Source organism: Cupriavidus malaysiensis (assembly GCF_001854325.1).
GTDB classification, from domain to species: Bacteria; Pseudomonadota; Gammaproteobacteria; order Burkholderiales; family Burkholderiaceae; genus Cupriavidus; species Cupriavidus malaysiensis.
Window position 1 is genome coordinate 1,468,994 of the sequence record NZ_CP017754.1, and the last position, 26,297, is coordinate 1,495,290.

The 26,297-nt window shown below is 66.3% G+C and carries 24 protein-coding genes and 1 other RNA gene; 19 read left to right on the top strand and 6 right to left on the bottom strand.

All coding sequences use genetic code 11. The annotated features are described in order from the left end of the window. The first annotated feature begins 10 nt into the window (after positions 1-10). Positions 11-340 carry an RcnB family protein gene (locus tag BKK80_RS06310; protein ID WP_071011623.1) on the top strand — a complete coding sequence of 110 codons (330 nt, stop codon included), beginning with the start codon at positions 11-13 and terminating at the stop codon, positions 338-340. A 160-nt stretch (positions 341-500) separates the two neighbouring features. Here the strand turns inward: BKK80_RS06310 and ssrA are convergent. From ssrA to ompA, 4 genes are all read right to left on the bottom strand, one after another. Continuing rightward, positions 501-859: a transfer-messenger RNA gene (gene ssrA, locus BKK80_RS06315) on the bottom strand. 43 nt (positions 860-902) lie between these two features. Beyond that, entirely contained in the window at positions 903-1,595 is a 693-nt protein-coding gene (gph, locus tag BKK80_RS06320) for a phosphoglycolate phosphatase (protein ID WP_071011624.1), read from the bottom strand. Then, positions 1,592-2,341, bottom strand: coding sequence for a bifunctional 2-polyprenyl-6-hydroxyphenol methylase/3-demethylubiquinol 3-O-methyltransferase UbiG (gene ubiG / locus BKK80_RS06325; protein ID WP_071011626.1), 750 nt, complete (start codon positions 2,339-2,341; stop codon positions 1,592-1,594). The genes gph and ubiG overlap by 4 nt, the downstream gene beginning before the upstream one ends. Before the next feature lie 115 nt (positions 2,342-2,456). Next, on the bottom strand, positions 2,457-3,116 hold the full coding sequence (ompA, locus tag BKK80_RS06330; RefSeq protein WP_071011628.1) for an outer membrane protein OmpA: 660 nt from the start codon (positions 3,114-3,116) through the stop codon (positions 2,457-2,459). Positions 3,117-3,573: 457 nt separating this feature from the next. Between ompA and gyrA the strand changes: the two genes are divergently transcribed. The 7 genes from gyrA to aroA all read left to right on the top strand — a co-directional run bounded on the left by gyrA (position 3,574) and on the right by aroA (position 13,128). Beyond that, positions 3,574-6,255, top strand: a complete 2,682-nt coding sequence (gene gyrA / locus BKK80_RS06335) for a DNA gyrase subunit A (RefSeq protein WP_071011629.1) — start codon at positions 3,574-3,576, stop codon at positions 6,253-6,255. Between the two features lie 116 nt (positions 6,256-6,371). Beyond that, positions 6,372-6,935, top strand: coding sequence for a DUF2059 domain-containing protein (locus BKK80_RS06340; protein WP_071011631.1), 564 nt, complete (start codon positions 6,372-6,374; stop codon positions 6,933-6,935). A gap of 120 nt (positions 6,936-7,055) precedes the next feature. Then, a complete protein-coding gene (serC, locus tag BKK80_RS06345; RefSeq protein WP_071011632.1) occupies positions 7,056-8,210 on the top strand; it encodes a 3-phosphoserine/phosphohydroxythreonine transaminase in 1,155 nt (384 codons plus the stop codon). Between the two features lie 97 nt (positions 8,211-8,307). Then, positions 8,308-9,456 carry a prephenate dehydratase gene (pheA, locus tag BKK80_RS06350; RefSeq protein ID WP_071011634.1) on the top strand — a complete coding sequence of 383 codons (1,149 nt, stop codon included), beginning with the start codon at positions 8,308-8,310 and terminating at the stop codon, positions 9,454-9,456. Between the two features lie 121 nt (positions 9,457-9,577). Then, positions 9,578-10,699: a histidinol-phosphate transaminase gene (hisC, locus tag BKK80_RS06355; protein WP_071011636.1), complete on the top strand. Its 1,122-nt coding sequence runs from the start codon at positions 9,578-9,580 to the stop codon at positions 10,697-10,699. A gap of 146 nt (positions 10,700-10,845) precedes the next feature. Further along, on the top strand, positions 10,846-11,742 hold the full coding sequence (locus tag BKK80_RS06360) for a prephenate dehydrogenase (protein ID WP_071037304.1): 897 nt from the start codon (positions 10,846-10,848) through the stop codon (positions 11,740-11,742). 81 nt (positions 11,743-11,823) lie between these two features. Then, a complete protein-coding gene (gene aroA / locus BKK80_RS06365; protein WP_071011639.1) occupies positions 11,824-13,128 on the top strand; it encodes a 3-phosphoshikimate 1-carboxyvinyltransferase in 1,305 nt (434 codons plus the stop codon). A 19-nt stretch (positions 13,129-13,147) separates the two neighbouring features. Here the strand turns inward: aroA and BKK80_RS06370 are convergent, their stop codons facing one another. Continuing rightward, complete coding sequence (locus BKK80_RS06370; RefSeq protein WP_071011641.1) at positions 13,148-13,384, bottom strand: DUF2061 domain-containing protein; 237 nt, start codon at positions 13,382-13,384, stop codon at positions 13,148-13,150. A 138-nt stretch (positions 13,385-13,522) separates the two neighbouring features. On the opposite strand from BKK80_RS06370, the gene cmk reads away from it, so the two are divergent. The 11 genes from cmk to cysM all read left to right on the top strand — a co-directional run bounded on the left by cmk (position 13,523) and on the right by cysM (position 24,946). Further along, entirely contained in the window at positions 13,523-14,185 is a 663-nt protein-coding gene (gene cmk, locus BKK80_RS06375; protein WP_071011642.1) for a (d)CMP kinase, read from the top strand. Between the two features lie 155 nt (positions 14,186-14,340). After that, positions 14,341-16,035 carry a 30S ribosomal protein S1 gene (gene rpsA / locus BKK80_RS06380; protein ID WP_071011644.1) on the top strand — a complete coding sequence of 565 codons (1,695 nt, stop codon included), beginning with the start codon at positions 14,341-14,343 and terminating at the stop codon, positions 16,033-16,035. A 28-nt stretch (positions 16,036-16,063) separates the two neighbouring features. Continuing rightward, positions 16,064-16,474, top strand: a complete 411-nt coding sequence (locus tag BKK80_RS06385; RefSeq protein ID WP_071016182.1) for an integration host factor subunit beta — start codon at positions 16,064-16,066, stop codon at positions 16,472-16,474. A gap of 229 nt (positions 16,475-16,703) precedes the next feature. After that, complete coding sequence (locus BKK80_RS06390; RefSeq protein ID WP_071011646.1) at positions 16,704-17,021, top strand: LapA family protein; 318 nt, start codon at positions 16,704-16,706, stop codon at positions 17,019-17,021. A gap of 3 nt (positions 17,022-17,024) precedes the next feature. Further along, the gene (lapB, locus tag BKK80_RS06395) at positions 17,025-18,245 is read left to right on the top strand and encodes a lipopolysaccharide assembly protein LapB (protein ID WP_071011647.1); all 1,221 of its coding nucleotides are present in this window, start codon (positions 17,025-17,027) and stop codon (positions 18,243-18,245) included. 42 nt (positions 18,246-18,287) lie between these two features. Then, positions 18,288-19,673 carry a UDP-glucose dehydrogenase family protein gene (locus tag BKK80_RS06400; RefSeq protein ID WP_071011649.1) on the top strand — a complete coding sequence of 462 codons (1,386 nt, stop codon included), beginning with the start codon at positions 18,288-18,290 and terminating at the stop codon, positions 19,671-19,673. Between the two features lie 71 nt (positions 19,674-19,744). Further along, positions 19,745-20,692, top strand: a complete 948-nt coding sequence (gene rfaE1 / locus BKK80_RS06405) for a D-glycero-beta-D-manno-heptose-7-phosphate kinase (protein ID WP_071011651.1) — start codon at positions 19,745-19,747, stop codon at positions 20,690-20,692. A 65-nt stretch (positions 20,693-20,757) separates the two neighbouring features. Then, positions 20,758-21,750, top strand: a complete 993-nt coding sequence (gene rfaD, locus BKK80_RS06410; protein WP_071011652.1) for an ADP-glyceromanno-heptose 6-epimerase — start codon at positions 20,758-20,760, stop codon at positions 21,748-21,750. Between the two features lie 164 nt (positions 21,751-21,914). Beyond that, positions 21,915-22,259 carry a ComEA family DNA-binding protein gene (locus tag BKK80_RS06415; RefSeq protein WP_071068751.1) on the top strand — a complete coding sequence of 115 codons (345 nt, stop codon included), beginning with the start codon at positions 21,915-21,917 and terminating at the stop codon, positions 22,257-22,259. A 394-nt stretch (positions 22,260-22,653) separates the two neighbouring features. Next, complete coding sequence (locus BKK80_RS06420) at positions 22,654-23,958, top strand: solute carrier family 23 protein (RefSeq protein WP_071011655.1); 1,305 nt, start codon at positions 22,654-22,656, stop codon at positions 23,956-23,958. An 85-nt stretch (positions 23,959-24,043) separates the two neighbouring features. Next, positions 24,044-24,946 carry a cysteine synthase CysM gene (gene cysM, locus BKK80_RS06425; RefSeq protein WP_071068752.1) on the top strand — a complete coding sequence of 301 codons (903 nt, stop codon included), beginning with the start codon at positions 24,044-24,046 and terminating at the stop codon, positions 24,944-24,946. A gap of 124 nt (positions 24,947-25,070) precedes the next feature. Here cysM and mltB read toward each other — a convergent pair whose 3' ends face one another. Beyond that, entirely contained in the window at positions 25,071-26,177 is a 1,107-nt protein-coding gene (mltB, locus tag BKK80_RS06430; protein ID WP_071068753.1) for a lytic murein transglycosylase B, read from the bottom strand. Positions 26,178-26,297 lie beyond the last annotated feature (120 nt).

Here is a 26,297-nt window from a genome sequence, read left to right on the forward strand (position 1 = left end):
GGAGATCGCAATGAAGAAGACCAAGGCGTTGCTGAGCTTGCTGCTGGCGGTCGGTGTCCTCGGGCCCGGCACAGGCCTGGCCCAGCCGTCCGGGCATCACAAGGCCATGAAGCAGGAGGCCATGCCGGCCGGCGGCGGTGCGGGTCCCTTCAACTACATGCCGGGGCAGTGGAAGGCGGGCGATCGCCTGCCGGCCGAGTACCGCGACCGTCAGTACGCGATCGACGATTATCGCGAATACCAGTTGCCCGCGCCCAAGCGCGGACATCATTGGGTCGGCGTCGGCTCGGAATTCTTCCTGGTCAACGGTAATGGGGTGATTGCGCAGGTCGGGCCCTGAGCACAGTCCGGGAATACCTGTAAAAAAGCCCGCCTTTCGGCGGGCTTTTTTTGAGCGATGGCATTATCGGGAAAATCACCGCCATTCAGCGGGTGGCTCGGATGGCCAGGCCATTCGATTTCGCTTTCGGTTCGGCGTTTACCGGATATTGCCTGGAAACTGGTGGAGCCGGCGGGAATCGAACCCGCGTCCGCAAGCCCTCCACAGAGAGTTCTACATACTTAGTTCTGTCATTTGATTTAACCGCCGCATCGCGGACGAACACGCTCTACGACGGCGAGTCACTTGGTTTTCGTCCCCGGAGTCGTGACCCTTCCGGGGCTTATCTGACGTAAATGACCTCGCGTGGTCTTGCGACCCTAGCCCGTCAGCGAGCCAGTGCGAGGACGGCCGCAATTAAGCGGCCAGTGCGTAACGTTCGTCGTTAGCAGTTATTACATTCCCATTGATTAACGAGGTGACGGGTCCTCGGTATGCCCTCCACTGCTTCGCAACCCACGTCGAAACCAGGTCGGCCCCAGTGTGAAGAAGAGAGATTGTACCGCGTTGGACGCCCGCTGTGTCAGGGAGTTCCGCCGGGCTTTGCCATGCCGGCCCGGGCGAGCAGCGGCAGCAGTTCCTCGGGGTGCCGGATCAGGTAGTCGGCGCCCCATGCTTCCGGCGGGTCTTCTTCACCGCAGTAGCCATAGGCGGCGGCGACGGTGACCATGCCGGCCGCCTTGCCGGCCTGGATGTCGCGCAGGTCGTCGCCGACGTAGGCGCAGCGTGCCGGCGCGACGCGGCTCAGTTCGGCGGCGAGCAGCAGCGGGGCAGGGTGGGGCTTGGCGTGGGCCGTGGTGTCGCCGCTGACCACGGCGGCCGCGCGCGGCGTCAGGCCGATGGCTTCCACCAGCGGGCGGGTGAAGCGGGTCTGCTTGTTGGTGACGATGCCCCATGGGATGCCGGCGGCCTCGAGCGCGCGCAGCACCGCCTCCATGCCATCAAACAACTGCGTGCGCGCGGCGATGTCGGCCTCGTAGTAGTCGAGGAAGGCATCGCGCAGGGCCGGGAACTCCGGATCGTCCGGCGTCTTGCCGAAGGCCGCGCCGATCAGGCCGCGCGCACCGTGCGAGGCGACCGGGCGCAGTCTTTCGTAGGCCACCGGCGCGCGGCCGTGCTCGACGGCGAGCCGGTTGGCCGCGGCCGCGAGATCGGGCGCGGTGTCGGCCAGCGTGCCGTCGAGGTCGAAGAAGACGGCCTGCAGTTCCGTGATCATGCGGCCTCCCGGCGGAAGGCCATCATGTAGTTGACGTCGGTGTCGCGGCCCAGTTCGTAGGTCTGCGACAGCGGGTGGTAGCTGAGGCCGCGCATCTCCAGCAGGTCGAGCCCCGCCTGGCGGGCGAAGCGCGCCAGTTCGGCCGGCTTGATGAACTTGTCGTAATCGTGCGTGCCCTGCGGGATCATCTTCAGCACGTACTCGGCGCCGACCACGGCAAACAGATAGGCTTTCAGGTTGCGGTTGATGGTCGAGAAGAAGACGTAGCCGCCAGGGCGGACCAGCGCGGCGCAGGCGCGCACGATGGAGGCCGGGTCCGGCACGTGCTCCAGCATCTCCATGCAGGTCACCACGTCGAAAGCGGCAGGCGTGCGTGCCGCCAGGGCTTCGACCGCGATCTCCTCGTAGTCGACGCGGACACCGGATTCCAGGCTGTGCAGGTCGGCCACGCGCAGTGCCTTGCGGGCGAGGTCGATGCCGCGCACCTGGGCGCCGAGCCTGGCCATGCTTTCGGACAGGATGCCGCCGCCGCAGCCTACGTCCAGGACCTGCTTGCCGGCGAGGGGGGCGATGCCATCGATCCAGCCGAGCCGCAGCGGATTGATTTCATGCAGGGGTTTGAATTCGCTGTTCGGATCCCACCAGCGATGCGCCAGCTCGCTGAATTTGTCGATCTCCTTCGGGTCGGCATTGGTGGCGGGCTCTGGCGTGGCGGTGGTGTCGTGGGAGGAGGAAGGGCTGGACATCGGGGAACTGGGGCGCGGCCAGCGGCGGCGCCGGGAGGGAGTCAGGTCTGGGGCAACTGTACCAAAAAAAAAGCCCAGCTTGCGCTGGGCTTCTTCTCATCGGGAGAGATTCCGATTAGCGGGCGCTGCGAGTGCCGACCACTTCCACTTCCACGCGGCGGTTCGGCTGCTGGCAGGCGATCTGGGCCTTGCGGTTGCCCTTGCAGGACTTCGGATCGACCTTCAGCTGGCGCTTGCCCTTGCCTTCGGTGTAGACGCGGTTGGCTTCCACGCCCTTGCTCACCAGGTAGGCCTTGACGGCTTCGGCGCGGCGGATCGACAGGCGATCGTTGTACTTGTCCGAACCGAACGAGTCGGTGTGGCCAACGGCGATGATCACTTCCAGGGTGATACCCGACAGCTTGGAGGTCAGGTCGTCCAGCTTGGCCTTGCCTTCGGGCTTCAGGACAGCCTTGTCGAAGTCGAACAGGGTGTCAGCAGCGAAGGTGACCTTCTCGCTCGAAACGACCGGCGGGGCGACCGGCGGTTGCGGCTGTGCCACGGGGGCGGTTGCCGGAGCCAGCGCGCCGTCGCACTGCGCATTTGCGGTGGCGGGGGTCCAGGAGCTGTCGCGCCAGCAGAGCTCGTTCGTGCCGTTCTTCCACACGTACTCGCTCGTACCGTTGCCCCAGTTATCGTTCACTGCCTTCTTTTCATAGGGCACGGACTGGGCTTGAGCGGATGCAGCCATTACTGCGGTAGCTGCAACGAGCGCGAGCTTGGCAAATTTTTTCATATTTCTCCTCTCAGGATGAGATCACCGCAGGGTTACTGCGAGCAAATGGACGAAAACAAGTCATACATTCTTCGGAGTATAACATTCTCGATGTGGCGGATGCTCCACTTCGAACAATGTCTGGCTCTTCGCTGGGGAATTGTGCCACAAGGCTCGTTTCCTAAGAAGTAAATATATTCGATTCAATCCGGCGCTTTTGGGCCTGTGGTGTTTGTGCAACATGCACCTTGTGGTGCCCGCAAAGCCTTGTGCCATCAGGGTTGCAGCCGGTCGGGAGGGGATTGTCGAGGGTCGCGAAGCGCCGTTCCCGAGGGGGCTGCAGGTGGTGCCGGGGCCGCCGGGAAGGGGTGGCTGGCATGCTAGAATGGCATGTTGGCCGCCTGTCATGGGGCCGCCCCCGGGAAGGTCATTTCGGGGGGCATCATTTGCCTAAACCCGCCGCATAAACCACGCCGCAATGGATCAATTCGCGAAAGAAACCCTTCCGGTCTCCCTCGAAGAGGAAATGCGCCGCTCCTACCTCGATTACGCCATGAGCGTGATCGTCGGGCGGGCGCTTCCCGATGTGCGGGACGGCCTGAAGCCGGTACACCGGCGCGTGCTCTATGCGATGCACGAGCTCAACAACGACTGGAACCGGGCCTACAAGAAGTCGGCCCGTATCGTCGGCGATGTGATCGGTAAATATCACCCTCACGGCGACACGGCAGTCTACGACACCATCGTCCGCATGGCGCAGGATTTCTCGCTGCGCTACATGCTGGTGGATGGCCAGGGCAACTTCGGCTCCGTTGATGGCGACAACGCTGCAGCGATGCGCTACACGGAAATCCGCCTGTCGAAGATCGCCCACGAGATGCTGCACGATATCGACAAGGAAACGGTCGATTTCGGTCCGAACTACGACGGTTCGGAAAGCGAGCCGCTGATCCTGCCGGCACGCATCCCCAACCTGCTGATCAACGGCTCGTCGGGCATCGCGGTCGGCATGGCGACGAATATCCCGCCGCACAACCTCAACGAGGTGGTGGACGCCTGCCTGCACCTGCTGCGCAATCCCGACGCCACGGTCGATGACCTGATCGAATTGCTGCCGGCACCCGATTTCCCCACGGCCGGCATCATCTACGGTATCCAGGGGGTGCGCGAGGGTTACCGCACCGGCCGCGGCCGGGTCGTCATGCGGGCCAAGACGCACTTCGAGGATATCGACCGCGGGCAGCGCCAGGCGATCATCGTCGATGAGCTGCCCTATCAGGTGAACAAGCGCACGCTGCTCGAGCGCATCGCCGAACTGGTCACCGAGAAGAAGATCGAGGGCATCTCCGACATCCGGGACGAGTCCGACAAGTCGGGCATGCGCGTGGTGATCGAGCTCAAGCGCAACGAAGTGCCCGAGGTGGTGCTCAACAACCTATATAAGAACACCCAGCTGCAGGATACCTTCGGCATGAACATGGTGGCGCTGGTCGACGGCCAGCCGCGCCTGCTGAACCTGCGCCAGATGCTGGAGTGCTTCCTGTCGCACCGGCGCGAAGTGGTTACCCGCCGCACCGTGTTCGAGCTGCGCAAGGCGCGCGAGCGCGGCCACGTGCTGGAAGGCCTGGCCGTGGCGCTGGCCAATATCGACGAGTTCATCGCCATCATCAAGGCAGCGCCCACGCCGCCGGTCGCCAAGCAGGAACTGATGGCGAAGTCCTGGGACTCGGGCCTGGTGCGCGAGATGCTGGCACGTGCCGAAAGCGACACGCCGGGCGGCCGCGCTTCCTACCGTCCGGATGGCCTGCCTGCCGTGTTCGGCATGCAGGCCGACGGCCTCTATCGCCTGTCGGATTCCCAGGCCCAGGAAATCCTGCAGATGCGCCTGCAGCGCCTTACCGGCCTCGAGCAGGACAAGATTGTCCAGGAATACCGCGAAGTGATGGCGATCATCGCCGATCTGCTCGACATCCTGGCGCGTCCGGAACGGATCACGACCATCATCTCCGACGAACTGGGCGCGATCCGCGCCGAGTTCGGCGACGAGCGACGCTCGCAGATCGAGCTGAACGCCACCGAGCTGGACATGGAGGATCTGATCACCCCGCAGGACATGGTGGTCACGCTGTCGCACAGCGGCTATATGAAGAGCCAGCCGATCTCCGAATACCGCGCGCAGAAGCGCGGCGGGCGCGGCAAGCAGGCGGCAGCGACGAAGGAAGACGACTGGATCGATACCCTGTTCGTGGCCAATACCCACGACTACATCCTGTGCTTCTCCAATCGTGGTCGCCTGTACTGGCTGAAGGTCTACGAGGTACCGCAGGGTTCGCGCAATTCGCGCGGCCGCCCCATCGTCAATATGTTCCCGCTGTCCGACGGCGAGAAGATCAACGTGATCCTGCCGGTGCGCCAATTCGACGCCGAGCACTTCATCTTCATGGCGACGGCGCGCGGTACCGTGAAGAAGACCGCGCTGACTGACTTCTCCAACCCGCGCAAGGCCGGCATCATCGCGGTCGACCTCGATGAGGGGGATTTCCTGATCGGTGCGGCGGTAACCGATGGCCAGCACGATGTGATGCTGTTCTCCGACGCGGGCAAGGCCGTGCGCTTCGACGAGAACGACGTGCGTCCGATGGGGCGCCAGGCACGTGGCGTGCGCGGCATGAATCTGGAGGAAGGCCAGAGCGTGATCGCCATGCTGGTGGCGCCGGCGGAATCCGCCGACGCTGTCGACGGCGAGGCTCCGGCAGTGACCGTGGGCAGCGTGCTGACCGCCACTGAGAACGGCTACGGCAAGCGTACCCCCATCTCCGAATACACTCGACATGGCCGCGGTACTAAGGGCATGATTGCGATCCAGACGAGCGAGCGCAATGGCCGGGTGGTGGCCGCGGCACTCGTGGCGCCGGAGGACGAGATCATGCTGATCACCACCGGCGGCGTGCTGATCCGCACCCGTGTCGCCGAGATCCGCGAGATGGGTCGCGCCACGCAGGGCGTGACGCTGATCAACGTCGACGAAGGTACCAAGCTGTCGGGTCTGCAACGCATCGTGGAAACGGATGGCGACAACGCCGGCGCCGGCGATGAGGCCGGGGCCGACGACGCGGATGCCGAGACGCCGGGCGGTGACGAGCCTGGCGCGGCGAGCTGATCGGGCCGGATCCGCATCGTTCACGCTGTAAAGACTTGAAACAGTAATCGGACTTTTCACCGGAACTCGACCGGTGGGGTCCGGACTAACCGAGACATATTTACCAGGGAGTCATAATGCTCAAAACCACTCGTCAATTCGCCGTTCTGGCGGCCTCCGTCTCCGCGCTCATGCTGGCGCCGTACGCGCACGCACAGGATGCGGACAAGACGGCCGCGATCAAGGAACTGCTGACGGTGATGCAGGCCGACCAGGTCGTCAAGAACCAGGGCGAGATGTTCCAGCAGAATGCCAAGCAGGACGCGCCGGCCGTGCTGGAGCAGGTGCTGATCGAGAACAAGACGCTGAACGACAAGCAGAAGCAGGCTGTGGTCGACAAGCTGAAGAAGAACGGCGCGGTCCAGCGCATGGTCGACGGCGCGGGCCAGGCCTTCACCACCGATGCCTTCAAGAAGGACGCGATCCAGGCCCACTACGAGGCTTTCGGCAAGTACTACAGCACCCAGGAACTCAAGGACCTGACCACCTTCCTGAAGTCGTCGACCGGCCAGAAGTTCATGACCAACCAGGGCAAGGCGACCCAGGAGATCTGGGGCTCGACCATGCAGAAGTACGGTCCGCAGGTCGGCAAGGCCATGCGTGACGCCGCCGAGAAGGAAATCGCCGCTGCTGCGAAGTAAGCACTGGCGGATGCCGGAGCCGGGCCTGCGTTCAGGTGATTCCGGCGCCGCGCCGCGCAACGCGGGGCGGGTTTGAGTGATAATGGCTGCTTGGGTAACACCGGCAGCCATTTTTCTTTCATGAACGATCCTCAGAATCCAGCCCTTGCCGCCATGATGCAGCGCGCCGTGGCAGAGCGTGTCTACAATTTCTCTCCCGGTCCGGCAGCGCTGCCGGCCGAGGTGCTGCAGCAGGCGGCCGAGGAGATGCTGTCCTGGCATGGCTCCGGCGTTTCCGTGATGGAGATGAGCCACCGCAGCCGCGAGTTCGAAAGCATCCTGGCCCAGGCCGAGGCGGACCTGCGCGAACTGCTGCAGGTGCCCAAGGATTACCGCATCCTGTTCCTGCAGGGCGGCGCCATCGGCGAGAACGCCATCGTGCCGCTGAACCTGATGCGTCGCCTCGACGCCGAGCGGCCGAAGGCCGACTTCGTCGTGACCGGCACCTGGTCGGTCAAGACCGAGCAGGAGGCGCGCCGCTACGGCGAGGTCAATATCGCGGCTTCCAGCGTCGAGCAGAAGTTCGTGCGCATCCCCGATGTGGCGGACTGGAAGCTGGCCGACGATTCGGCCTACCTCCACCTGTGCACCAACGAGACCATCGTCGGCGTCGAGTTCCAGGAGGTGCCCGAGGTCGGGCAGAAGCACGGGCGCGTGGTGGTGGCGGATGTATCCAGCCACATCCTGTCGCGTCCGGTCGACTGGTCGCGGCTGCAGGTGGTCTATGGCGGTGCGCAGAAGAACATCGGCCCCGCCGGCGTGACCATCGTCATCGTGCGCGAGGACCTGCTCGGCCATGCGCATCCGCTGTGCCCGTCCGCCTTCAATTGGCGACTGGCCGCCGAGCATGGCTCGATGTACAACACGCCGCCGACCTACGCCATCTATATTGCCGGCCTGGTGTTCCAGTGGCTCAAGCGCCAAGGTGGTGTGCCCGCCGTCGAGCAGCGCAATATCGCCAAGGCCAAGGCACTGTACGATTTCCTCGACCAGAGCGCGTTCTACCGCAACGAGATCGATCCGAGCTGCCGTTCGCGCATGAACGTGCCGTTCTTCCTGGCCGACGAATCCCGCAACGAAGCCTTCCTGGCCCAGGCGCGCGCCGCCGGGCTGGTGCAGCTCAAGGGCCACAAGTCCGTGGGCGGCATGCGGGCGAGCATCTACAACGCAATGCCGCTCGAGGGCGTGATGGCGCTCATCGACTTCATGCGCGAATTCGAGCGCAGCGCGGCCTGAGTGCCGCTGAGCCGCGGGCGGGTGCCCGCGGCACGCTGCCGGACCGCGCGGCCTTTCCCGTTCCGCCCCGCCGGGGGCGGGCCAGCAGATTCCACACATGACAAGCCAAGACAAGCAAGACGCCGCCGAGGAGACACAGCCGGCCGGCAGCCAACCCAGTGCGGCCGAACAGGCCCTGTCGGTCGAACTCGCGCCGCTGCGCGAGCAGATCGATACCGTGGATCGCGAACTGCTCGCCATGCTCAACCGCCGCGCCCAGCTCGCGCTGGACGTGGGTGAGGTGAAGAAGAAGTACGGTGCGCCGGTGTTCCGCCCCGAGCGCGAACTGCAGGTGATCCGCAAGGTGCAGGGAGCCAATCCCGGACCGCTGCTGGGTGAAAGCGTGGCGGCGATCTGGCGCGAAGTGATGTCGGCATGCCGCGGCCTGGAGAAGCCGCTGGAGGTTGCCTTCCTGGGGCCGGTCGGCACCTTTACCGAGCAGGCGCTCTACGCGCACTTCGGCCACGAGGTCAGCGGCGTGCCGTGCCCGAGCATTGACGAGGTGTTCCGCGCGGTCGAGGCCGGCACCGTCGAGTATGGTGTGGTGCCGGTCGAGAATTCGACCGAGGGCGCGGTATCGCGCACGCTCGACCTGTTCCTGCAGACCTCGCTGAAGATCAGCGGCGAGATCGCGCTGAAGGTGCATCACAACCTGATGGCCTCGTCGCCCGACATGAAGGGTGTGACCGTGGTGCGCGCGCATGCGCAGGCGCTGGCACAGTGCCAGCACTGGCTGAGCGCCAACTACCCGCACCTGGAGCGGCAGGCGGTGTCGAGCAATGCCGAGGCTGCGCGCATGGCGAGCGAGGATCCGAGCGTGGCGGCGATCGCCGGCGAACAGGCCGCCAACCGCTACCACCTGCACATCGTGCGCTCCCATATCCAGGATGATCCGCACAATCGCACGCGCTTCGTGGTGATCGGTCGCTACGAGACCGAGCCGTCCGGCAGCGACCAGACCTCGCTGATCCTGTCGGTGCCGAACAAGGCCGGCGCGGTCTACCAGCTGCTGGCGCCGCTGGCCCAGAACGGTGTGTCGATGTGCCGCTTCGAGTCCCGACCCGCACGCAGCGGTGCCTGGGAGTATTACTTCTACGTCGACGTCGAAGGCCACCAGCGCGAGCCATCCGTGGCGCAGGCGATCGACGAACTGCGCCGCAACGCGGCCTACCTGAAGGTGCTGGGTTCCTACCCGTCCAGCAAGTAGGCGCCGGCGCATCGGCTGCTGGCGGGTATCGTGCGCGGTGGAAGGCCGCAGTGCATGGCGATGTGCGGTTTCGCTGCCGATCCATCACGCATCACTGATCAGAACAGAACCAGGAGAAGACATGGCAGAGCAGGGCGGCAACGTGCGATTCGGGCCGGACTATGTGCGGGCGATTTCCCCCTACGTGGCCGGCAAGCCGATCGCCGAGGTGGCGCGCGAGTTCGGGCTGGACGAGGCGGGCATCGTCAAGCTGGCCTCCAACGAGAACCCGCTCGGCATGCCGGAGTCGGCGCGCCGCGCCGTCGCGGCGGCGGCCGCGGACCTCGGGCGCTATCCCGACGCCAACGGCTTCGAGCTGAAGGCGGCGCTGTCGGCTCGCTTCGGCGTGCCGGCCGACTGGCTGACGCTCGGCAACGGCAGCAACGATATTCTTGAGCTGGCGGCGCACGCCCTGGTGCAGCCGGGCGAAGCAATCGTCTACGCGGAATACTCCTTCGCCGTCTACGCGCTCGCCACGCAGGAAGTCGGCGCGCGCGCCATCGAAGTGCGGGCGCGCGACTACGGCCACGACCTCGACGCGATGGCAGCCGCCATCACGGCCGACACGCGGCTGGTCTTCATTGCCAATCCCAACAATCCGACCGGCACCTTCCTGCCGGCCGGGCAGATTGCCGCCTTCCTGGCCAAGGTGCCGTCGCATGTGGTGGTGGTGTTGGACGAGGCTTACAACGAATACCTGGAGCCTGCGCAGCAGTACGACTCCATCGAGTGGGTGCGCCGGTATCCGAATCTGCTGGTGTCGCGTACCTTCTCCAAGGCCTATGGCCTGGCCGGGCTGCGCGTCGGCTACGCGGTCGCCCAGCCCGCGCTGACCGACCTGCTCAACCGTATCCGGCAGCCGTTCAACGTCAACAGCCTGGCCCAGGCGGCAGCCATCGCGGCGCTGGGCGATGCGGCCTTCCTGCGCGAGAGCGCGGAGCTGAACCGGGCCGGCAAGGCCCAGTTGGCCGGGGCCTTCGAGCGCCTCGGCCTCGAATATGTGCCCTCGTCCGGCAACTTCGTGCTGGTGCGCGTCGGTGATGACGACGAGGCCGGCAACCGCGTGAACCTGGCCTTGCTCAAGCAGGGCGTGATCGTGCGTCCGGTCGGTGGCTACAAGTTGCCTCGCTGGCTGCGCATCACCGTCGGCCTGCCCGAGGAGAACGCGGCCTGCATCGCCGCGCTCGAGACCGCGCTGAAGTAACGCACTCGGCGCGTCGCCATGTTTCCGGGGGATCGTCCCCCGGCGCAGGGCGGGCAGGCCAATCCCCGGCGGTGCGAAAACGCGCGCGCGACCGGCTACAATATCGGATTCCCGAAATTTCCTCGCCTGGCAGGCAGCGTATTCCCGTGTCCGCTCTTCATTTTTCCCGTGTCGTCATCGTCGGTGTCGGCCTGATCGGAGGTTCGCTCGCGCTGGCGCTCAAGCGGGCCGGTGTGGCCGGCAAGGTGATCGGTGTCGGGCGCTCCCGGGCCTCGCTCGAGCGGGCCCAGGCACTGGGCGTGATCGACGAAGCCGCGCCGCTGGAGGTTGCGGCCAAGGGCGCCAGCCTGATCGTGCTGTGCGCGCCGGTGGCGCAGACCTTCGCCTTGCTGCACGCGCTCGAGCCGCATCTCGAGCCGGGCACCATCGTCACCGATGCCGGCAGCACCAAGTCCGACGTCATCATGGCGGCCAAGACCGCGCTGGGCGACAAGGTGGCGCAGTTCGTTCCCGCCCATCCGATCGCCGGGCGCGAGCTCAACGGCGTCGAGGCCGCGCTGGCGGGGCTCTATGAAGGCAAGAAGACCGTGCTGTGCCCGCTGCAGGAGAACGCGCGTGCGGATGTCGCCGCCGTGCGGGCGATGTGGGAAGCGGCAGGCGCCGATTGCCACGTGATGTCCGCGGTCCAGCACGATGCCGTGTTCGCGGCCGTCAGCCACCTGCCGCACGTGTTGTCCTACGCGCTGGTGGCCCAGGTGGCCAATGCCGAGGACGCCGCACTGAAACTGGATTTCGCCGGCGGCGGCTTCCGCGACTTCACCCGCATCGCGGCGTCATCGCCGGAGATGTGGCGCGACATCTGCGTGGCGAACCGTGATGCGCTGCTGCGCGAGATCGCCACCTACCAGTCCGTGCTGGCGCACCTGAAGGCGCGGATCGAGGCCAGCGACGGCGAAGGCCTGGAACGCGTCTTCGCGCGCGCCAGCCAGGCGCGGCTCGCCTGGGGCGCCCAGCGCGCCGCCGCTGCCAACGTCGAACCGTGATGCCGGCCGGCGCGGCAAGCCGTGCCGCGCCGCTGCGCAGTGCCCGCCAGTCCCCACCCGCTAGCCAGTCAATCAGCCACCATGGAACACCTTACGATCGGTCCTCTCACCCGTGCCGCCGGCACGGTCCGCCTGCCGGGCTCCAAGAGCATCTCCAACCGTGTGCTGCTGCTGGCCGCCCTGGCCGACGGCGAGACGCGCGTGCGCGATCTGCTCGATTCGGACGACACGCGGGTGATGCTGCAGGCCCTCCAGGCGCTGGGCGTGGCCTGGCGGCAGGACGGTGCCGATTATCTCGTGAGCGGCACCGGCGGCGGATTCCCCATCAAGTCGGCCGAGCTTTTCATGGGCAATGCCGGCACCGCGATCCGTCCGCTGACCGCGGCGCTGGCGCTGCAGGGCGGCAGCTACCGCTTGTCCGGCGTGCAGCGCATGCACGAGCGGCCGATCGGTGACCTGGTCGATGGCCTGCGCCAGGTCGGCGCGCGCATCGACTACCTGGGCACGGAGGGCTATCCTCCGCTGGCGGTGCATCCGGCGTCGATCCGCATCGATGGGCCGATCCGCGTGCGCGGCGACGTTTCCAGCCAGTTCCTGACCGCGCTGCTGATGGCGCTGCCGCTGGTGCAGGCGCCCGATGGCCGCATCGTGATCGAGGTGGTGGGCGAGCTGATCTCCAAGCCCTATATCGAGATCACCCTGAACCTGATGGCGCGTTTCGGCGTGGTGGTCGAGCGCGATGGCTGGTCGCGCTTCGTGCTGCCGGCGGGGGCGCGCTACCGCTCGCCTGGCGAGATCTTCGTCGAGGGCGATGCCTCGTCGGCGTCCTACTTCCTGGCGGCTGGCGCCATCGGCGGCGGCCCGCTGCGCGTGGAGGGTGTCGGCATGGCCAGTATCCAGGGGGACGTCCGCTTCGCCGATGCGCTCAATCGCATGGGTGCCAACATGATGGCGGGCGACAACTGGATCGAGGTGCGTGGCACCGAGCGCGACGATGGCGGCCTGCATGCCATCGAGCTCGATTGCAACCACATTCCCGACGCGGCGATGACGCTGGCGGTAGCCGCGCTGTTCGCCAAGGGCACCACCACGCTGACCAACATCGCCAGCTGGCGGGTCAAGGAAACCGACCGCATCGCGGCGATGGCGAAGGAATTGCGCAAGCTCGGCGCGGAGGTGGAGGAGGGCGCGGACTACCTGCGCGTGACGCCGCCGCAGCAATGGCAAAGTCCGGCCGAGGGCATCGACACCTATGATGATCATCGGATGGCGATGTGTTTTGCGCTGGCGGCCTTCGGGCCGCTGCCGGTGCGCATCAATGAGCCGGGCTGCGTGGCGAAGACCTTCCCCGACTACTTCCAGGTCCTGGCCGGCGTCGCACGCTGAGGCGCCGCGGGGCACCGTATCAGCCGCCCGGCATGGCATCCGCCGCGGCGGGCGCAGCCGGTTCCGCCGGTCCTGCCGCATGGGCGCGGGCTTCGCGCCGTGCCCAGAAGCGTTCGAAGAAGTAGTGGGCCACGGTGTTGACGGCCGGCTCGATGAAGGTGATGGCGCCGCTGATGGCCAGGCTGCCGGTCAGCGCGTAGGTGACGCTGAAGGCGATGCCGAGGTGCATGACGCCGAACGACAGGGTTTTGGCCATGGTAGATTGCCTTGCGCGATGAGGGTCCGTAAATGGCACGCAGCGGGAGGTCATTCGATCCAGCGTGTGCACCATGACCAAATGATAATGATTCCTATTTGCTTTTCAAGGCAATTATTTTTGTTGTTGTAATCAAAAATGACTATCGTTGATGTCATCACCATCGATGGACCCACGGCTTCCGGCAAGGGTACTGTCGCGCACAAGGTCGCCGATGCGCTGGCCTTCCACCTGCTCGACAGCGGTGCCTTGTACCGGCTGGTGGCGCTGGCCAGCGTGCGCGTGGACATCGACGTCCAGGATGTCGAGGCGCTTGCAAAACTGGCGGCCAGCCTCGATGTCAAGTTCGGCCCGGACCGGGTCTGGCTGGCTGGCGAGGAAGTGAGCCTGGCGATACGCGCCGAGGCGATCGGCAACCGCGCCTCGGCGCTCGCGGTGCATCAGCCGGTACGCGACGCCCTGACCAGGCTGCAGCGCGACTTCCGCAAGCTGCCGGGGCTGGTGGCGGACGGGCGCGACATGGGCACCGTGATCTTTCCCGACGCCGGGCTGAAAGTGTTCTTGACGGCAAGCGCCGAGGCACGCGCCCGGAGACGCTATAAACAATTGATTGATAAGGGGATTTCTGCTAATATCGAAGACCTTTTGCGTGACCTCGAGGCGCGCGACGCGCGGGATCGTACCCGTGCCGCCGCGCCGCTGCGTCCCGCCGAAGATGCGCGGCTGCTCGATACCTCCGACATGACGGTGGAGCAGGCGGTTGCGCAGGTGCTCGCGTGGCATGCCGAAACGCGCGCGTGATGCTTCACGCGGCCGGCGTGCCATCAGGCGCCGAGGCGGCTTGCCCGGTCGATGACGGCCGGCGCCGGCTTTTGTTCAACCTGACCCCGCTGCATTGGCAGACTGTGCGCGATCCTCGCGCCGGCCAGCGTACTGCGGATTGTTAACCTACGTTTATGTCCGACCTGCAAACTAACGAATCCTTTGCCGCACTGTTCGAGGAATCGATCGCCCGCTCCAATATGAAGGCTGGCGAAGTGATCTCCGCTGAAGTCGTGCGCATCGACCACAACTTCGTGGTCGTCAACGCCGGCCTCAAGTCCGAGGCTTTCGTGCCGGTGGAGGAGTTCCTGAACGACCAGGGCGAACTCGAAGTGCAGGCCGGCGACTACGTCTCCGTGGCCATCGACGCGCTCGAGAACGGCTATGGCGACACCATCCTTTCGCGCGACAAGGCCAAGCGCCTGGCCTCGTGGCTGAACCTCGAGAAGGCCCTGGAAGACGGCGAGATCATCTCGGGTACCGTGACCGGCAAGGTCAAGGGCGGCCTGACCGTCATGGTCAACGGCATCCGCGCCTTCCTGCCCGGCTCGCTGGTCGACGTGCGTCCGATCAAGGACACCACGCCGTACGAAGGCAAGACCCTGGAATTCAAGGTCATCAAGCTGGATCGCAAGCGCAACAACGTGGTGCTGTCGCGCCGCGCCGTGGTGGAAGCGACCCTGGGCGAAGAGCGCCAGAAGCTGATGGAAACCCTGAAGGAAGGCGCCATCGTCAACGGTATCGTCAAGAACATCACCGACTACGGTGCGTTCGTTGACCTGGGCGGCATCGACGGCCTGCTGCACATCACCGACCTGGCATGGCGCCGCGTCCGCCACCCGAGCGAAGTGCTGTCGGTTGGCCAGGAAATCACCGCCAAGATCCTCAAGTTCGACCAGGAAAAGAACCGCGTCTCGCTGGGCGTGAAGCAACTGGGCGAAGATCCGTGGGTCGGCATCTCGCGCCGCTACCCGCAAGGCACCCGCCTGTTCGGCAAGGTGACCAACCTGACCGACTACGGCGCGTTCGTCGAGATCGAAGCCGGCATCGAAGGCCTGGTGCACGTGTCGGAAATGGACTGGACCAACAAGAACGTGGCCCCGTCCAAGGTTGTCCAGCTGGGTGACGAAGTCGAAGTCATGGTGCTGGATATCGACGAAGACAAGCGTCGTATCAGCCTGGGCATGAAGCAGTGCAAGGCCAACCCGTGGGACGATTTCAGCCGCAACCACAAGAAGGGCGACAAGCTGTCGGGCCAGATCAAGTCGATCACCGACTTCGGCGTGTTCATCGGCCTGCCCGGTGGCATCGACGGCCTGGTCCACCTGTCCGACCTGTCCTGGAACGAAGCCGGCGAAGAAGCCGTGCGCAAGTACAAGAAGGGCGACGAAGTGGAAGCCGTGGTGCTGGGTATCGACGTCGACAAGGAACGCATCTCGCTGGGTATCAAGCAGCTGTCGGGCGATCCGTTCAACAACTTCATCTCGGCCAACGACAAGGGCTCCATCGTGACCGGCACCATCAAGGCGGTGGATGCCAAGGGCGCCGTGGTGCAGCTGGCTGACGACGTGGAAGGCTACCTGCGCGCTTCGGAAATCGCGGCTGACCGCGTGGAAGATGCTCGCAACGTGCTGAAGGAAGGCGAACAGATCACCGCCCTGGTGGTGAACGTCGACCGCAAGTCGCGCAACATCAACCTGTCGATCAAGGCCAAGGACAACGCAGAGCAGCAGGAAGCGATGCAGAAGTTCCAGGCCGATACCAGCACTGCCGGCACGACCAACCTGGGCGCGCTGCTGAAGGCCAAGCTGGGCCAGGACAACCAGTAAGCGCTGGTTCCACGCGTAGCGGATGCCCATGACCAAGTCCGAGCTCGTCGAAAAACTGGCTGGCCGTTTCCCGCAGCTGCTGCTGCGCGATGCGGACATTTCGGTGAAAACGATCCTCGACGCGATGTCCGATGCGCTGGCCGACGGCCATCGCATCGAGATCCGCGGCTTCGGCAGCTTCGGTCTGAACCGGCGTCCGCCGCGCGTTGGCCGCAATCCCAAGTCCGGCGAACGCGTGCTGGTGCCCGAGAAACGGGTGCCGCACTTCAAGGCGGGCAAGGAATTGCGCGAGCGGGTGGACCGTTCGCTGCTGCGGTCGCCGGTCAACGGCGGCAGCGGTGGCGGCGGTGCGCATGCCGCCCATGGCCAGGCCGGGCAATCGGCCCAGGCGGGTGGCAGCGCGCTGTTGGACGGCGGGCTGAACCTGGTCCGCTCCTGAGCGGGTCCGCTCCGCGGCTGTCTGCAAAAGCGCTCCTGACCGGAGCGCTTTTTTCGTTGGGGCCGCCGGCATCTCTTGCCGCCGTGTGGCGTGCCTGTCATGTTTCGTCACAGATTGCAGGCAAGGGCTTACCTTCGGCGCCGAACGATTCCGTTACAATGCCGGGAATTCGCCGCAAGTGCCGTGGCGCCGGCTCCTGAACGCGCTTTTCTAGTCCATCCTTGCTCGCATGAAACTTGTTGCCTGGACCATCCGCATCGTGCTGTTCGTGCTGCTGTTCGTGCTGGCACTGCGAAATACCGGCGAGGCGGCGCTGCAGTTGTTTTTCGGCGCAGTCTGGCACGCGCCGTTGATCCTGATCCTGCTTGCCGCCTTCGCGCTCGGCATCGTCGCCGCGCTGATCGCGGTCGCGCCGGCGCTGATGCGCCAGCGCATGGAGGCCAGCCGTTTGCGCCGTTCGCTGGATGCGGCACGCGCGCAGCAGGCGGCAGAGAGCAGTGAGCGCGGGACGGGCGTTCCCTACAACATAATGGGACCGAAAGTCTGAGTCATGATGTTTGAAACCTGGTGGCTGCTGGGACTGCCGCTCGTCTTCGGCCTGGGCTGGGTGGCCGCGCGTTTCGACGTGCGCCAGCTGCTGAGCGAGCAGGGGGCGCTGCCGCGCTCCTACTTCAAAGGCCTCAATTTCCTGCTCAACGAGCAGCCTGACAAGGCCATCGACGCCTTCATCGAAGTGGCCCGGCTCGATCCGGAAACCACTGAACTCCATTTCGCGCTGGGGGCGCTGTTCCGCCGGCGCGGCGAGACCGAGCGCGCCATCCGCGTGCATCAGAACCTCGCCAGTCGTCCCGACCTGCCCGAGTCCGAACGCGAACACGCCTTGTACGAGCTGGGGCAGGACTTCCTGCGGGCGGGGCTGCTGGATCGCGCCGAGGAGTCGCTGCGGCGCCTGATGTCCGGCCCCTATGCCGCATCGTCCAAGCGGGTACTGCTCGAGCTGTACCAGGTCGAGAAAGAATGGAAGAAGGCGATCGACGCCGCGCGTGAGCTGCAGGGGCTCGAGCAGAAGGACTACAGCGTGCAGATCGCGCAGTTCTGCTGCGAGCTGGGCCAGGAGGCGCTGCAGCGCAAGCAGCCCGAGCAGGCGGTGCAGTGGCTGCATCAGGCACTCAAGGAGAACCCGAAGAACGTGCGCGCGCCGATGCTGCTGGGCGACGTGTCCTCCGCCGCCGGCGATCCTGCGGCGGCGCTGGAGCACTGGCTCGGCATCGAGCGGCAGGATGCCGCCTTCGTGCCGCTGGTGGCCGACCGCGTGGTCAAAGCCTACCACCAGCTGGGACAGCAAGGACGCGCGCTCGACTGGCTGCATGGCCTGCTCAAGGGCAATCTGGCTCCAGAGCTGCTCGACACGGCCTATCGCGCCGAACTGGAGGCAAACGGGGCGGCCGCCGCGGTGACGCTGATGCGCGACCAGTTGCGCCGCCAGCCTTCGCTGCTGGCGCTGACACGCTATTTCGAGGCGCAGGCCGAACTGGGCCGGCAGGAAGCGCCGGCACAGGAGGCGGCCGGCGCCACCGCGACCGCCACGCCGGTTGCCGACCAGGGCCAGGAGGCCGCTGCCATCGGCAAGCTGCTGCAGGCCCGCACGCGCAACCTGGCGCGCTACACCTGCCGCGAGTGCGGATTCCGCGCCCGGCTCTTCTATTGGCAGTGCCCCGGCTGTGCCCGCTGGGAAACCTATGCGCCGCGCCGCACCGAAGCGCTGGGCTGAGTCCGGCTGCCTGCGCGCGCCCCCGAATCTGGAGTACGAACAATGAAAGTCACCATCATCGGCAGCGGCTACGTCGGCCTCGTGACCGGTGCCTGCCTGGCCGAGCTGGGCAACGATGTCTTCTGCCTGGACGTCGACGAACGGAAGATCGCCCTGCTCAACGCGGGCGGCGTGCCTATCTACGAACCTGGCCTGAAGGAACTGATCGAGCGCAACCGTGCCGCCGGCCGGCTGACCTTCTCGACCGATATCGCCGCCAGCGTCGAGCATGCCGACGTGCAGTTCATCGCGGTCGGTACGCCGCCCGACGAGGATGGCTCCGCCGACCTGCAGTATGTGCTGGCCGCCGCGCGCAATATCGGCCGCTACATGACCGGCTTCAAGGTGGTGGTGGACAAGTCCACCGTGCCGGTCGGCACCGGCGACCGCGTCGCCGCGGTGATCCGCCAGGAGTTGGCCGCACGCAACCTGGAAGACCTGCAGTTCTCCGTGGTGTCGAATCCGGAGTTCCTCAAGGAAGGGGCGGCGGTCGAGGATTTCATGCGCCCCGACCGCATCGTGCTGGGCTGCGACGACGACGTCGCCGGCCGACACGCCAAGGCCATCATGCGGCAGTTGTACGCACCCTTCAACCGCAACCACGAGCGCACCTTCTACATGGACGTGCGTTCGGCCGAGTTCACCAAGTACGCGGCCAACTCCATGCTGGCCACGCGGATCTCGTTCATGAACGAGCTGGCCAACCTGGCCGACGAAGTGGGGGCGGATATCGAACTGGTGCGCCTGGGTATCGGCTCGGACCCCCGCATCGGCTACAGCTTCCTCTATGCCGGTGCCGGCTACGGCGGCTCATGTTTTCCCAAAGACGTGCAGGCGCTGATGCGCACGGCTGCCGCCTACGGCAAGCCGCTGCGCGTGCTGGAGGCGGTCGAGGCTGTCAACGACGCGCAGAAGGCGATCCTGGGGCGGAAGGTGGTGCGCCGCTTCGGCGAAGACCTGGCGGGGCGCACCTTCGCCCTGTGGGGGCTGGCCTTCAAGCCCAATACCGACGATATGCGCGAAGCCCCTTCGCGCGTGCTGGTGCGCGAGCTGGTTTCGCGTGGTGCGGCGTTGCGTGTGCACGATCCGGTGGCGATGGAGGAGGCCCGCCGCGTGATGGCGATGGACCTTGCCGACATCGATGGCGGCATGGCGCGCGTGCACTTCTGCGAGCAGCAGATGCCGGCGCTGGAAGGGGCTGACGCGCTGATCATCATGACCGAATGGAAGGTGTTCCGCAGTCCTGACTTCGCGCAGATCCGCGCGCGCCTGAAGGCGCCGGTGATCTTCGATGGCCGTAACCTGTACGAGCCGGAGGCCATGCAGGAGGCGGGCATCGAATACCACGCGATCGGACGGCCCTCGACGGCCGCGGCCGCAGAGCAATAGCCCACGAGGCAAACGGGTATGCAAGCCAGCCGCCCCGCTGACGGGCCGGGCGGCGTTGCCAAGGGAAGCCGATGAACAAGACCGTGATTCCGCAGGAGCAGATCCGCCAGGCCCGCATTCTGGTGGTCGGCGACATGATGCTCGACCGCTACTGGTTCGGCGATGTCGAGCGCATCTCACCGGAGGCGCCGGTGCCGGTGGTGCAGATCAAGCGCAGCGACGAGCGCCTGGGCGGCGCCGCCAACGTGGCGCGCAACGCTGCTGCGCTGGGCGCGCGCGTGGGCATGCTGGGCGTGATCGGCGACGACGAGCCGGGCCGCATGCTGGAGACCTTGCTGGAGGCCAGCGAGGTCAAGCCGTACCTGCACCGCGATGCGAACGTCAATACCACTATCAAGCTGCGCGTGGTGGCGCAGCAGCAGCAACTGCTGCGCGTGGACTTCGAGAAGCCGCCGACGCACGAAGTGCTGCGCTCGGTGCAGGACCGCTTCCAGTCGCTGCTGGCCGAGCACGAGGTACTGGTGCTGTCCGATTACGGCAAGGGCGGCCTGGCGCACGTCGGCCGCATGGTGGAGGCCGGTCGGGCCGCCGGCCGCGCGGTGCTGGTCGACCCGAAGGGCGACGACTACTCACGCTACCGCGGCGCCACGCTGATCACGCCAAACCGCGCCGAGATGCGCCATGTGGTGGGCGCGTGGAAGACCGAGGCCGACCTGACCGTGCGCGCGCAGAACCTGCGCCGCGACCTGCAGCTCGAGGCGCTGCTGCTGACGCGCTCGGAGGAGGGCATGACGCTCTATACCGAGACCGAGGTGCTGCACGTGTCGGCGCAGGCGCGTGAAGTCTATGACGTATCCGGTGCCGGCGATACGGTGATCGCCACGCTGGCGGCCATGCTCGGCGCCGGCGTGCCTCTCAAGGAAGCGGTGCAACTGGCTAACCGGGCCGGCGGCATCGTGGTGGGCAAGCTGGGCACGGCCGTGGTCAGCTACGCCGAACTGTTCGGCGCGGCGGGCTGAGGGCGCAACGTGCCCGCACAGCACCCGTCGGACCTGTTGGACTAGTTGGATTCGTTGGAACGACCATGACCATCATCGTGACCGGCGCTGCCGGCTTTGTCGGCAGCAACCTCGTCAAGGGCCTGAACGAGCGGGGCGAGGACAACATCATCGCCGTGGATAACCTGACGCGGGCGGACAAGTTCCACAACCTCGTCGACTGCGAGATCCGCGACTACCTCGACAAGGAAGACTTTCTCGCCCGCCTGGCGCGCGGCGAGTTCGGCAAGATCCGCGCGATCTTCCACGAGGGCGCCTGCTCCGACACCATGGAGACCGACGGGCGCTACATGATGGAGAACAATTTCCGCTACACCCAGACGCTGCTGCGGCATTGCCTGGACCTCGGTGCACAGTTCCTCTATGCCTCGTCGGCCGCCACCTATGGTGCCTCGCAGACCTTCCGCGAGGAGCGGGCCTACGAGAAGCCGCTGAACGTTTACGGCTATTCGAAGTTCCTGTTCGACCAGGTGGTGCGCCGCACGCTGCCGGGTGCGCTGTCGCAGATCGTCGGCTTCCGCTACTTCAATGTCTATGGTCCTCGCGAGGACCACAAGGGCCGCATGGCCTCGGTGGCCTTCCACAACTTCAACCAGTTCCGCAGCGAAGGCATCGTCAAGCTGTTCGGCGAATACGGCGGCTATGCCCCCGGCGGCCACAGCCGCGATTTCATTTCGGTCGAGGATGTGGTCAAGGTCAACCTGTTCTTCCTCGAGCATCCGGACAAGTCCGGCATCTTCAACCTCGGCACCGGCCGCGCTCAGCCCTTCAACGATATCGCCACCACGGTGGTCAACACGCTGCGTGAGGCCGAGGGCAAGCCGGCGCTGAGCCTGGCGGAAATGACGCAGGAAGGGCTGCTCGAGTACATCAAGTTCCCTGACGCGCTGCGCGGCAAGTACCAGTGCTTCACCCAGTCGGACATGTCGCGCCTGCGCGCAGCCGGCTATGACCAGCCCTTCCTGACGGTGCAGGAAGGCGTGGCGCGCTATTGCCGCTGGCTGCTGCAGCGCGGCTGATCCGGCCGGGTCGTTCCGGGGCCCGCCCCCGCGACGGACACATCCCGGTGCGGATGGTGTCAACTTGTGTGGCCGATCGACGCACAGCCGCCCGCTGCCTCTTATCCTGCGCTGGACCCGCCTCTTGCGGCGAGGTCCTGAGCAACCGGATAGGAGAGTCATCCATGAGCAAACGAGCCTTGCTGGCCGTGTTGGGCGCACTGGCCTTTTCCCTGGGCAGCGCCGCCCACGCGGTCGACGTCAACAACGCCGACGAAGCGGCGCTGCGCACCATCAAGGGTATCGGGCCGGCCACGGCGGGCACCATCATCGAGGAACGCAGTCGGAACGGGCCCTACAAAGATGCCGACGACTTCGCCCAGCGCGTCAAGGGCGTGGGACCGAAGTCGGTGGTGCGGCTGCAGGAGCAGGGCCTGAGTTTCGGCTCGCGCCCGGCTACGGCGGCGAAGAAGGACGCCAGGCCGGACCCGAAGGCCGGTGCCAAGGCGGTGGCCAAGCCCGCACGCTGAGCGCGGCCGCGCCCTGGCGGCACCGTTTCGCGGCGCCGTCTCATGCAAGCCCCGGCATGTCCGGGGCTTTTGCTTTGGCGCCGCCGGGCGCTGGCCGCGTCCGGTCGTTCCGGGCAACTGGCATGACTCGTGCTCCGACGCAAGCTCGGGCGTTCCGCCGGACCGCTGGCGCGGAGTATCATGCGGACGCCGCCGGGGCTTCGCCATGGCGGAGCGGGTAGAGGCGGCGGAGCTGGCCACCGCCGATAGAGACAGTGAAGAGCGGTCCGGGCGCCAGCCGCCAGGTGGAAGGCGTACTCGCAACGATGCATTCATAAGAGCGGCACCGGCAGCACCGGCAGCACCGGTAGCACTGACAGCACTGACAAGAGAAGCAGATCGGGAGAAAAAACAGATGCAGAACGAAGAGATCGGCGGCACGGGCTTCTTGCCGAAATGGAAGCTGAAGACCGAGGGCGTGATCGCCCCGGACGAGCGCCTGCCAGCGGGGCAGACGCTGCTGGCGGGGATCCAGCACGTGGTGGCCATGTTCGGCTCGACCGCGATCGCGCCCATCCTGATGGGCTTCCCGCCGAATATCGCCATCCTGTTCTCCGGTATCGGCACCCTGATCTTCTTCCTGTGCGTGCGCGGCCGCGTGCCCAGCTACCTGGGTTCGAGCTTTGCCTTCATCGCCGTGGTGATCGCTGCCACCGGCTATGGCGGCAGCGGCCCCAACGCCAATATTCCGCTGGCGCTCGGCGGCATCATCGCCGCCGGTGCCTTGTACACGGTGATCGGCCTGGTGGTGCAGGCGATCGGCTATCAGTGGGTGGAGCGCCTGATGCCGCCGGTGGTGACCGGCGCCATCGTCGCGGCCATCGGCCTGAACCTGGCGCCGGTGGCGGTCAAGGCCGTCAGCGGCGGTTCGCTCGACACCTGGGTCGGCCTGCTGACCGTGTTCGCGGTCGGCCTGGTGGCAGTGCGCATGCCCGGCATGCTGGGCCGCCTGCCGGTACTGCTGGGCGGCTTGGCAGGCTACCTGCTGTACTGGCTTGCCACCAATGTGATGGGGCTGGGCAAGCCGATCGACTTCTCCGGCGTGGCGAGCGCGGCCTGGTTCGGCCTGCCGGTGTTCACCGCGCCGGTGTTCGACGCCAATGCGATGTTGCTGATCGCCCCGGTGGCCATCGTGCTGGTGGCCGAGAACCTCGGCCACATCAAGGCCATCGGCGTGATGACCGGCCGCAACCTGGATCCCTATATCGGCCGCGCCTTCATCGGCGATGGCATCGCCACCATGATCTCGGCCAGCGGCGGCGGCACCGGCGTGACCACCTATGCGGAGAACATGGGCGTGATGGCGGTGACGCGCATCTACTCCACGCTGATCTTCGTGGTGGCGGCCGCGGTGGCTCTCGTGCTGGGCTTCTCGCCCAAGTTCGGCGCACTGATCCTGACCATTCCCGGACCGGTGATCGGTGGCCTGACCATCGTCGTGTTCGGCCTGATCTCGGCCACCGCCGGCCGTATCTGGGTGCAGAACCATGTGGACTTCTCCAGTTCCCGCAACCTGATCACGGTGGGCGCCACGCTGACCGTGGCCGCCGGCGACCTGACGTTGAAGCTGGGCGGCATGACCCTGGGCGGCATCGGCACCGCCACCTTCGGCGCGATCCTGCTCTACCACCTGCTCGGCAAGGGCCGCGAGCAGGGCTGAGCGCCGACCGTCCCTTGCCGGGGCGTCGCCGGCAAGGGACAGGCCGCTGCATTACAATGTCCGCCGACATTGATGATCCAGCACCATGGCCTACAAGACGATCGAAGACACCATCGGCAACACCCCGCTGGTGCAACTGCAGCGCATCCCCGGGGCGGGCAACGCCGAACGCGGCAATGTGATTCTCGGCAAGCTCGAGGGCAACAACCCGGCCGGCTCGGTCAAGGACCGGCCCGCCGTGTCGATGATCGCCCGCGCCGAGGCGCGCGGCCGCATCAAGCCGGGCGACACCCTGATCGAAGCCACCTCGGGCAATACCGGTATCGCGCTGGCCATGGCGGCGGCGATCCGCGGCTACAAGATGGTGCTGATCATGCCCGAGGACCTGAGCCTCGAGCGCCGCCAGAGCATGGCGGCCTACGGCGCCGAGATCCTGCTCACGCCCGTCAAGGGCGGCATGGAGTATGCGCGCGACCTGGCGGAGTCGATGCAGCGCGAGGGCAAGGGGGTGATCCTCGACCAGTTCGCCAATCCGGACAACCCATTGGCGCACTACGAGACCACGGGTCCCGAGATCTGGCGCGATACGGAAGGGCGCGTCACGCATTTCGTCTCCGCCATGGGGACCACCGGCACCATCACCGGCGTGTCGCGGTACCTGAAAGAGCAGAATCCCGCCGTCCAGATCGTCGGAGCGCAGCCGGCCGAGGGGTCGCGCATTCCGGGCATACGTAAATGGCCGGAAGCCTACCTGCCCAAGATCTACGATCCGAAGTTCATCGACCGCACCGAGCCCGTCAGCCAGGCGGATGCCGAGCACATGGCGCGCCGCATGGCGAGCGAGGAGGGCATCTTCTGCGGCATCTCGGCGGCTGGCGCGCTGTGCGTTGCCCTGCGCGTTGCCGAGGAAGTCGAGAATGCCACCATCGTCTTCGTGGTGTGCGACCGCGGCGACCGCTACCTGTCGACAGGCGTGTTCCCGGCCTGAGGCTGGTCTTGCGCCGCTCGTTCTGCAGCCCCCTGCGGGTTGCGGGAGAGCAACCGTGTCAAGCCGCGCCGTGGGACCGGCGGCGTCGGCGCACCGCCGGGGCATTTTCCCGTTTCCTGCCGTCTCAGCTCATCGCCGCCTTGACGGCTTCTCCCAGCTCGTACACCGCGAGCGCATAGAAGAAGCTGCGGTTGTAGCGCGTCAGCACGTAGAAATTGCGCAGCCCGACGCGGTATTCGGTCGGCTGGTCCGGCGTGGGCAGGTCGGCGATCAGCACGCCGGTTTCGCCTTCGCTCGCCAGGTCGATGGGTTCATCCACACGCAGCCCGGCCTTGAGCAACTGGTTCAGCGTGCGCGTGGGCCAGGGTTCGCCGTCGGCCGCGGCGGCGGCCACGCCCCGGCTGCCGTCGTCGCCGGCGATGCGCCACACCACCGGGCGGCCCGCTTCCCAGCCGTGCAGCTGGAGAAAGCGGCCGACGCTGCCGATGGCATCCGTGGGGCTGTTGCGCAGGTCGACGTGGCCGTCACCGTCGTAGTCGATGGCGTACTCGCGCAGGCTGGTCGGCATGAACTGCGGGATGCCGACGGCGCCGGCATAGGAGCCCAGCACGGAGAAGACGTCGGTGCCGGTGTCGCGGCACCACAGCAGGTAGTCGGACAGCTGGTTGCGGAACATCGCGCTGCGCGCGTCCCGGTTGGGCGTGGCGGGGTAGTCGAAGGCCAGCGTGGAGAGCGAGTCCATCACGCGGAAGGTGCCCATGTCGCGGCCGTAGATGGTCTCCACCCCGATGATGCCGACGATCACCGAGGCGGGCGCGCCGAACTCGGCCTCGGCGCGGCGCAGCGTGGCGCGGTTCTGCTGCCAGAAGCGCACGCCGGCGTTGATGCGGATCGGTTCGATGAAGCGCGAGCGATAGGCGCGCCAACTCTTGCGTCCTGGCGTGGCCGGCGGCAGGATCAGGCGTGCCACGGTCGCCGAATACACGGTCTGGCCGAACCAGTCGGCGAGCTGTTCGCGCGCGAAGCCGTGGCGGGTCGCCATGTCGTCGATGAAGGCCTGCGTCTGCGCGTTGTCGCGGTAGCGTCCGGGTTCGATCTCCTCTTCGCGCAGGGCGACACGGCGCTTGCCGGCGGCCATCGACAGGGGGGAGAGGCCGCACAGGCCCAGGCCCGCGGCGGCGATCGCGGCGCCCAGCAGCGGGCGGCGCAGGGAACGCTGTGAATCGGTCATGTTGTCCTTTGCAAGTGCGCTTGAGTATAGCGGATGCGGCGTCCACGCCGCGCGCATTGGGCGGGACCGGCCTCCTGTGCTAACGTAGCGATTGGAGACAAATTTACCCCGCCACGGGCC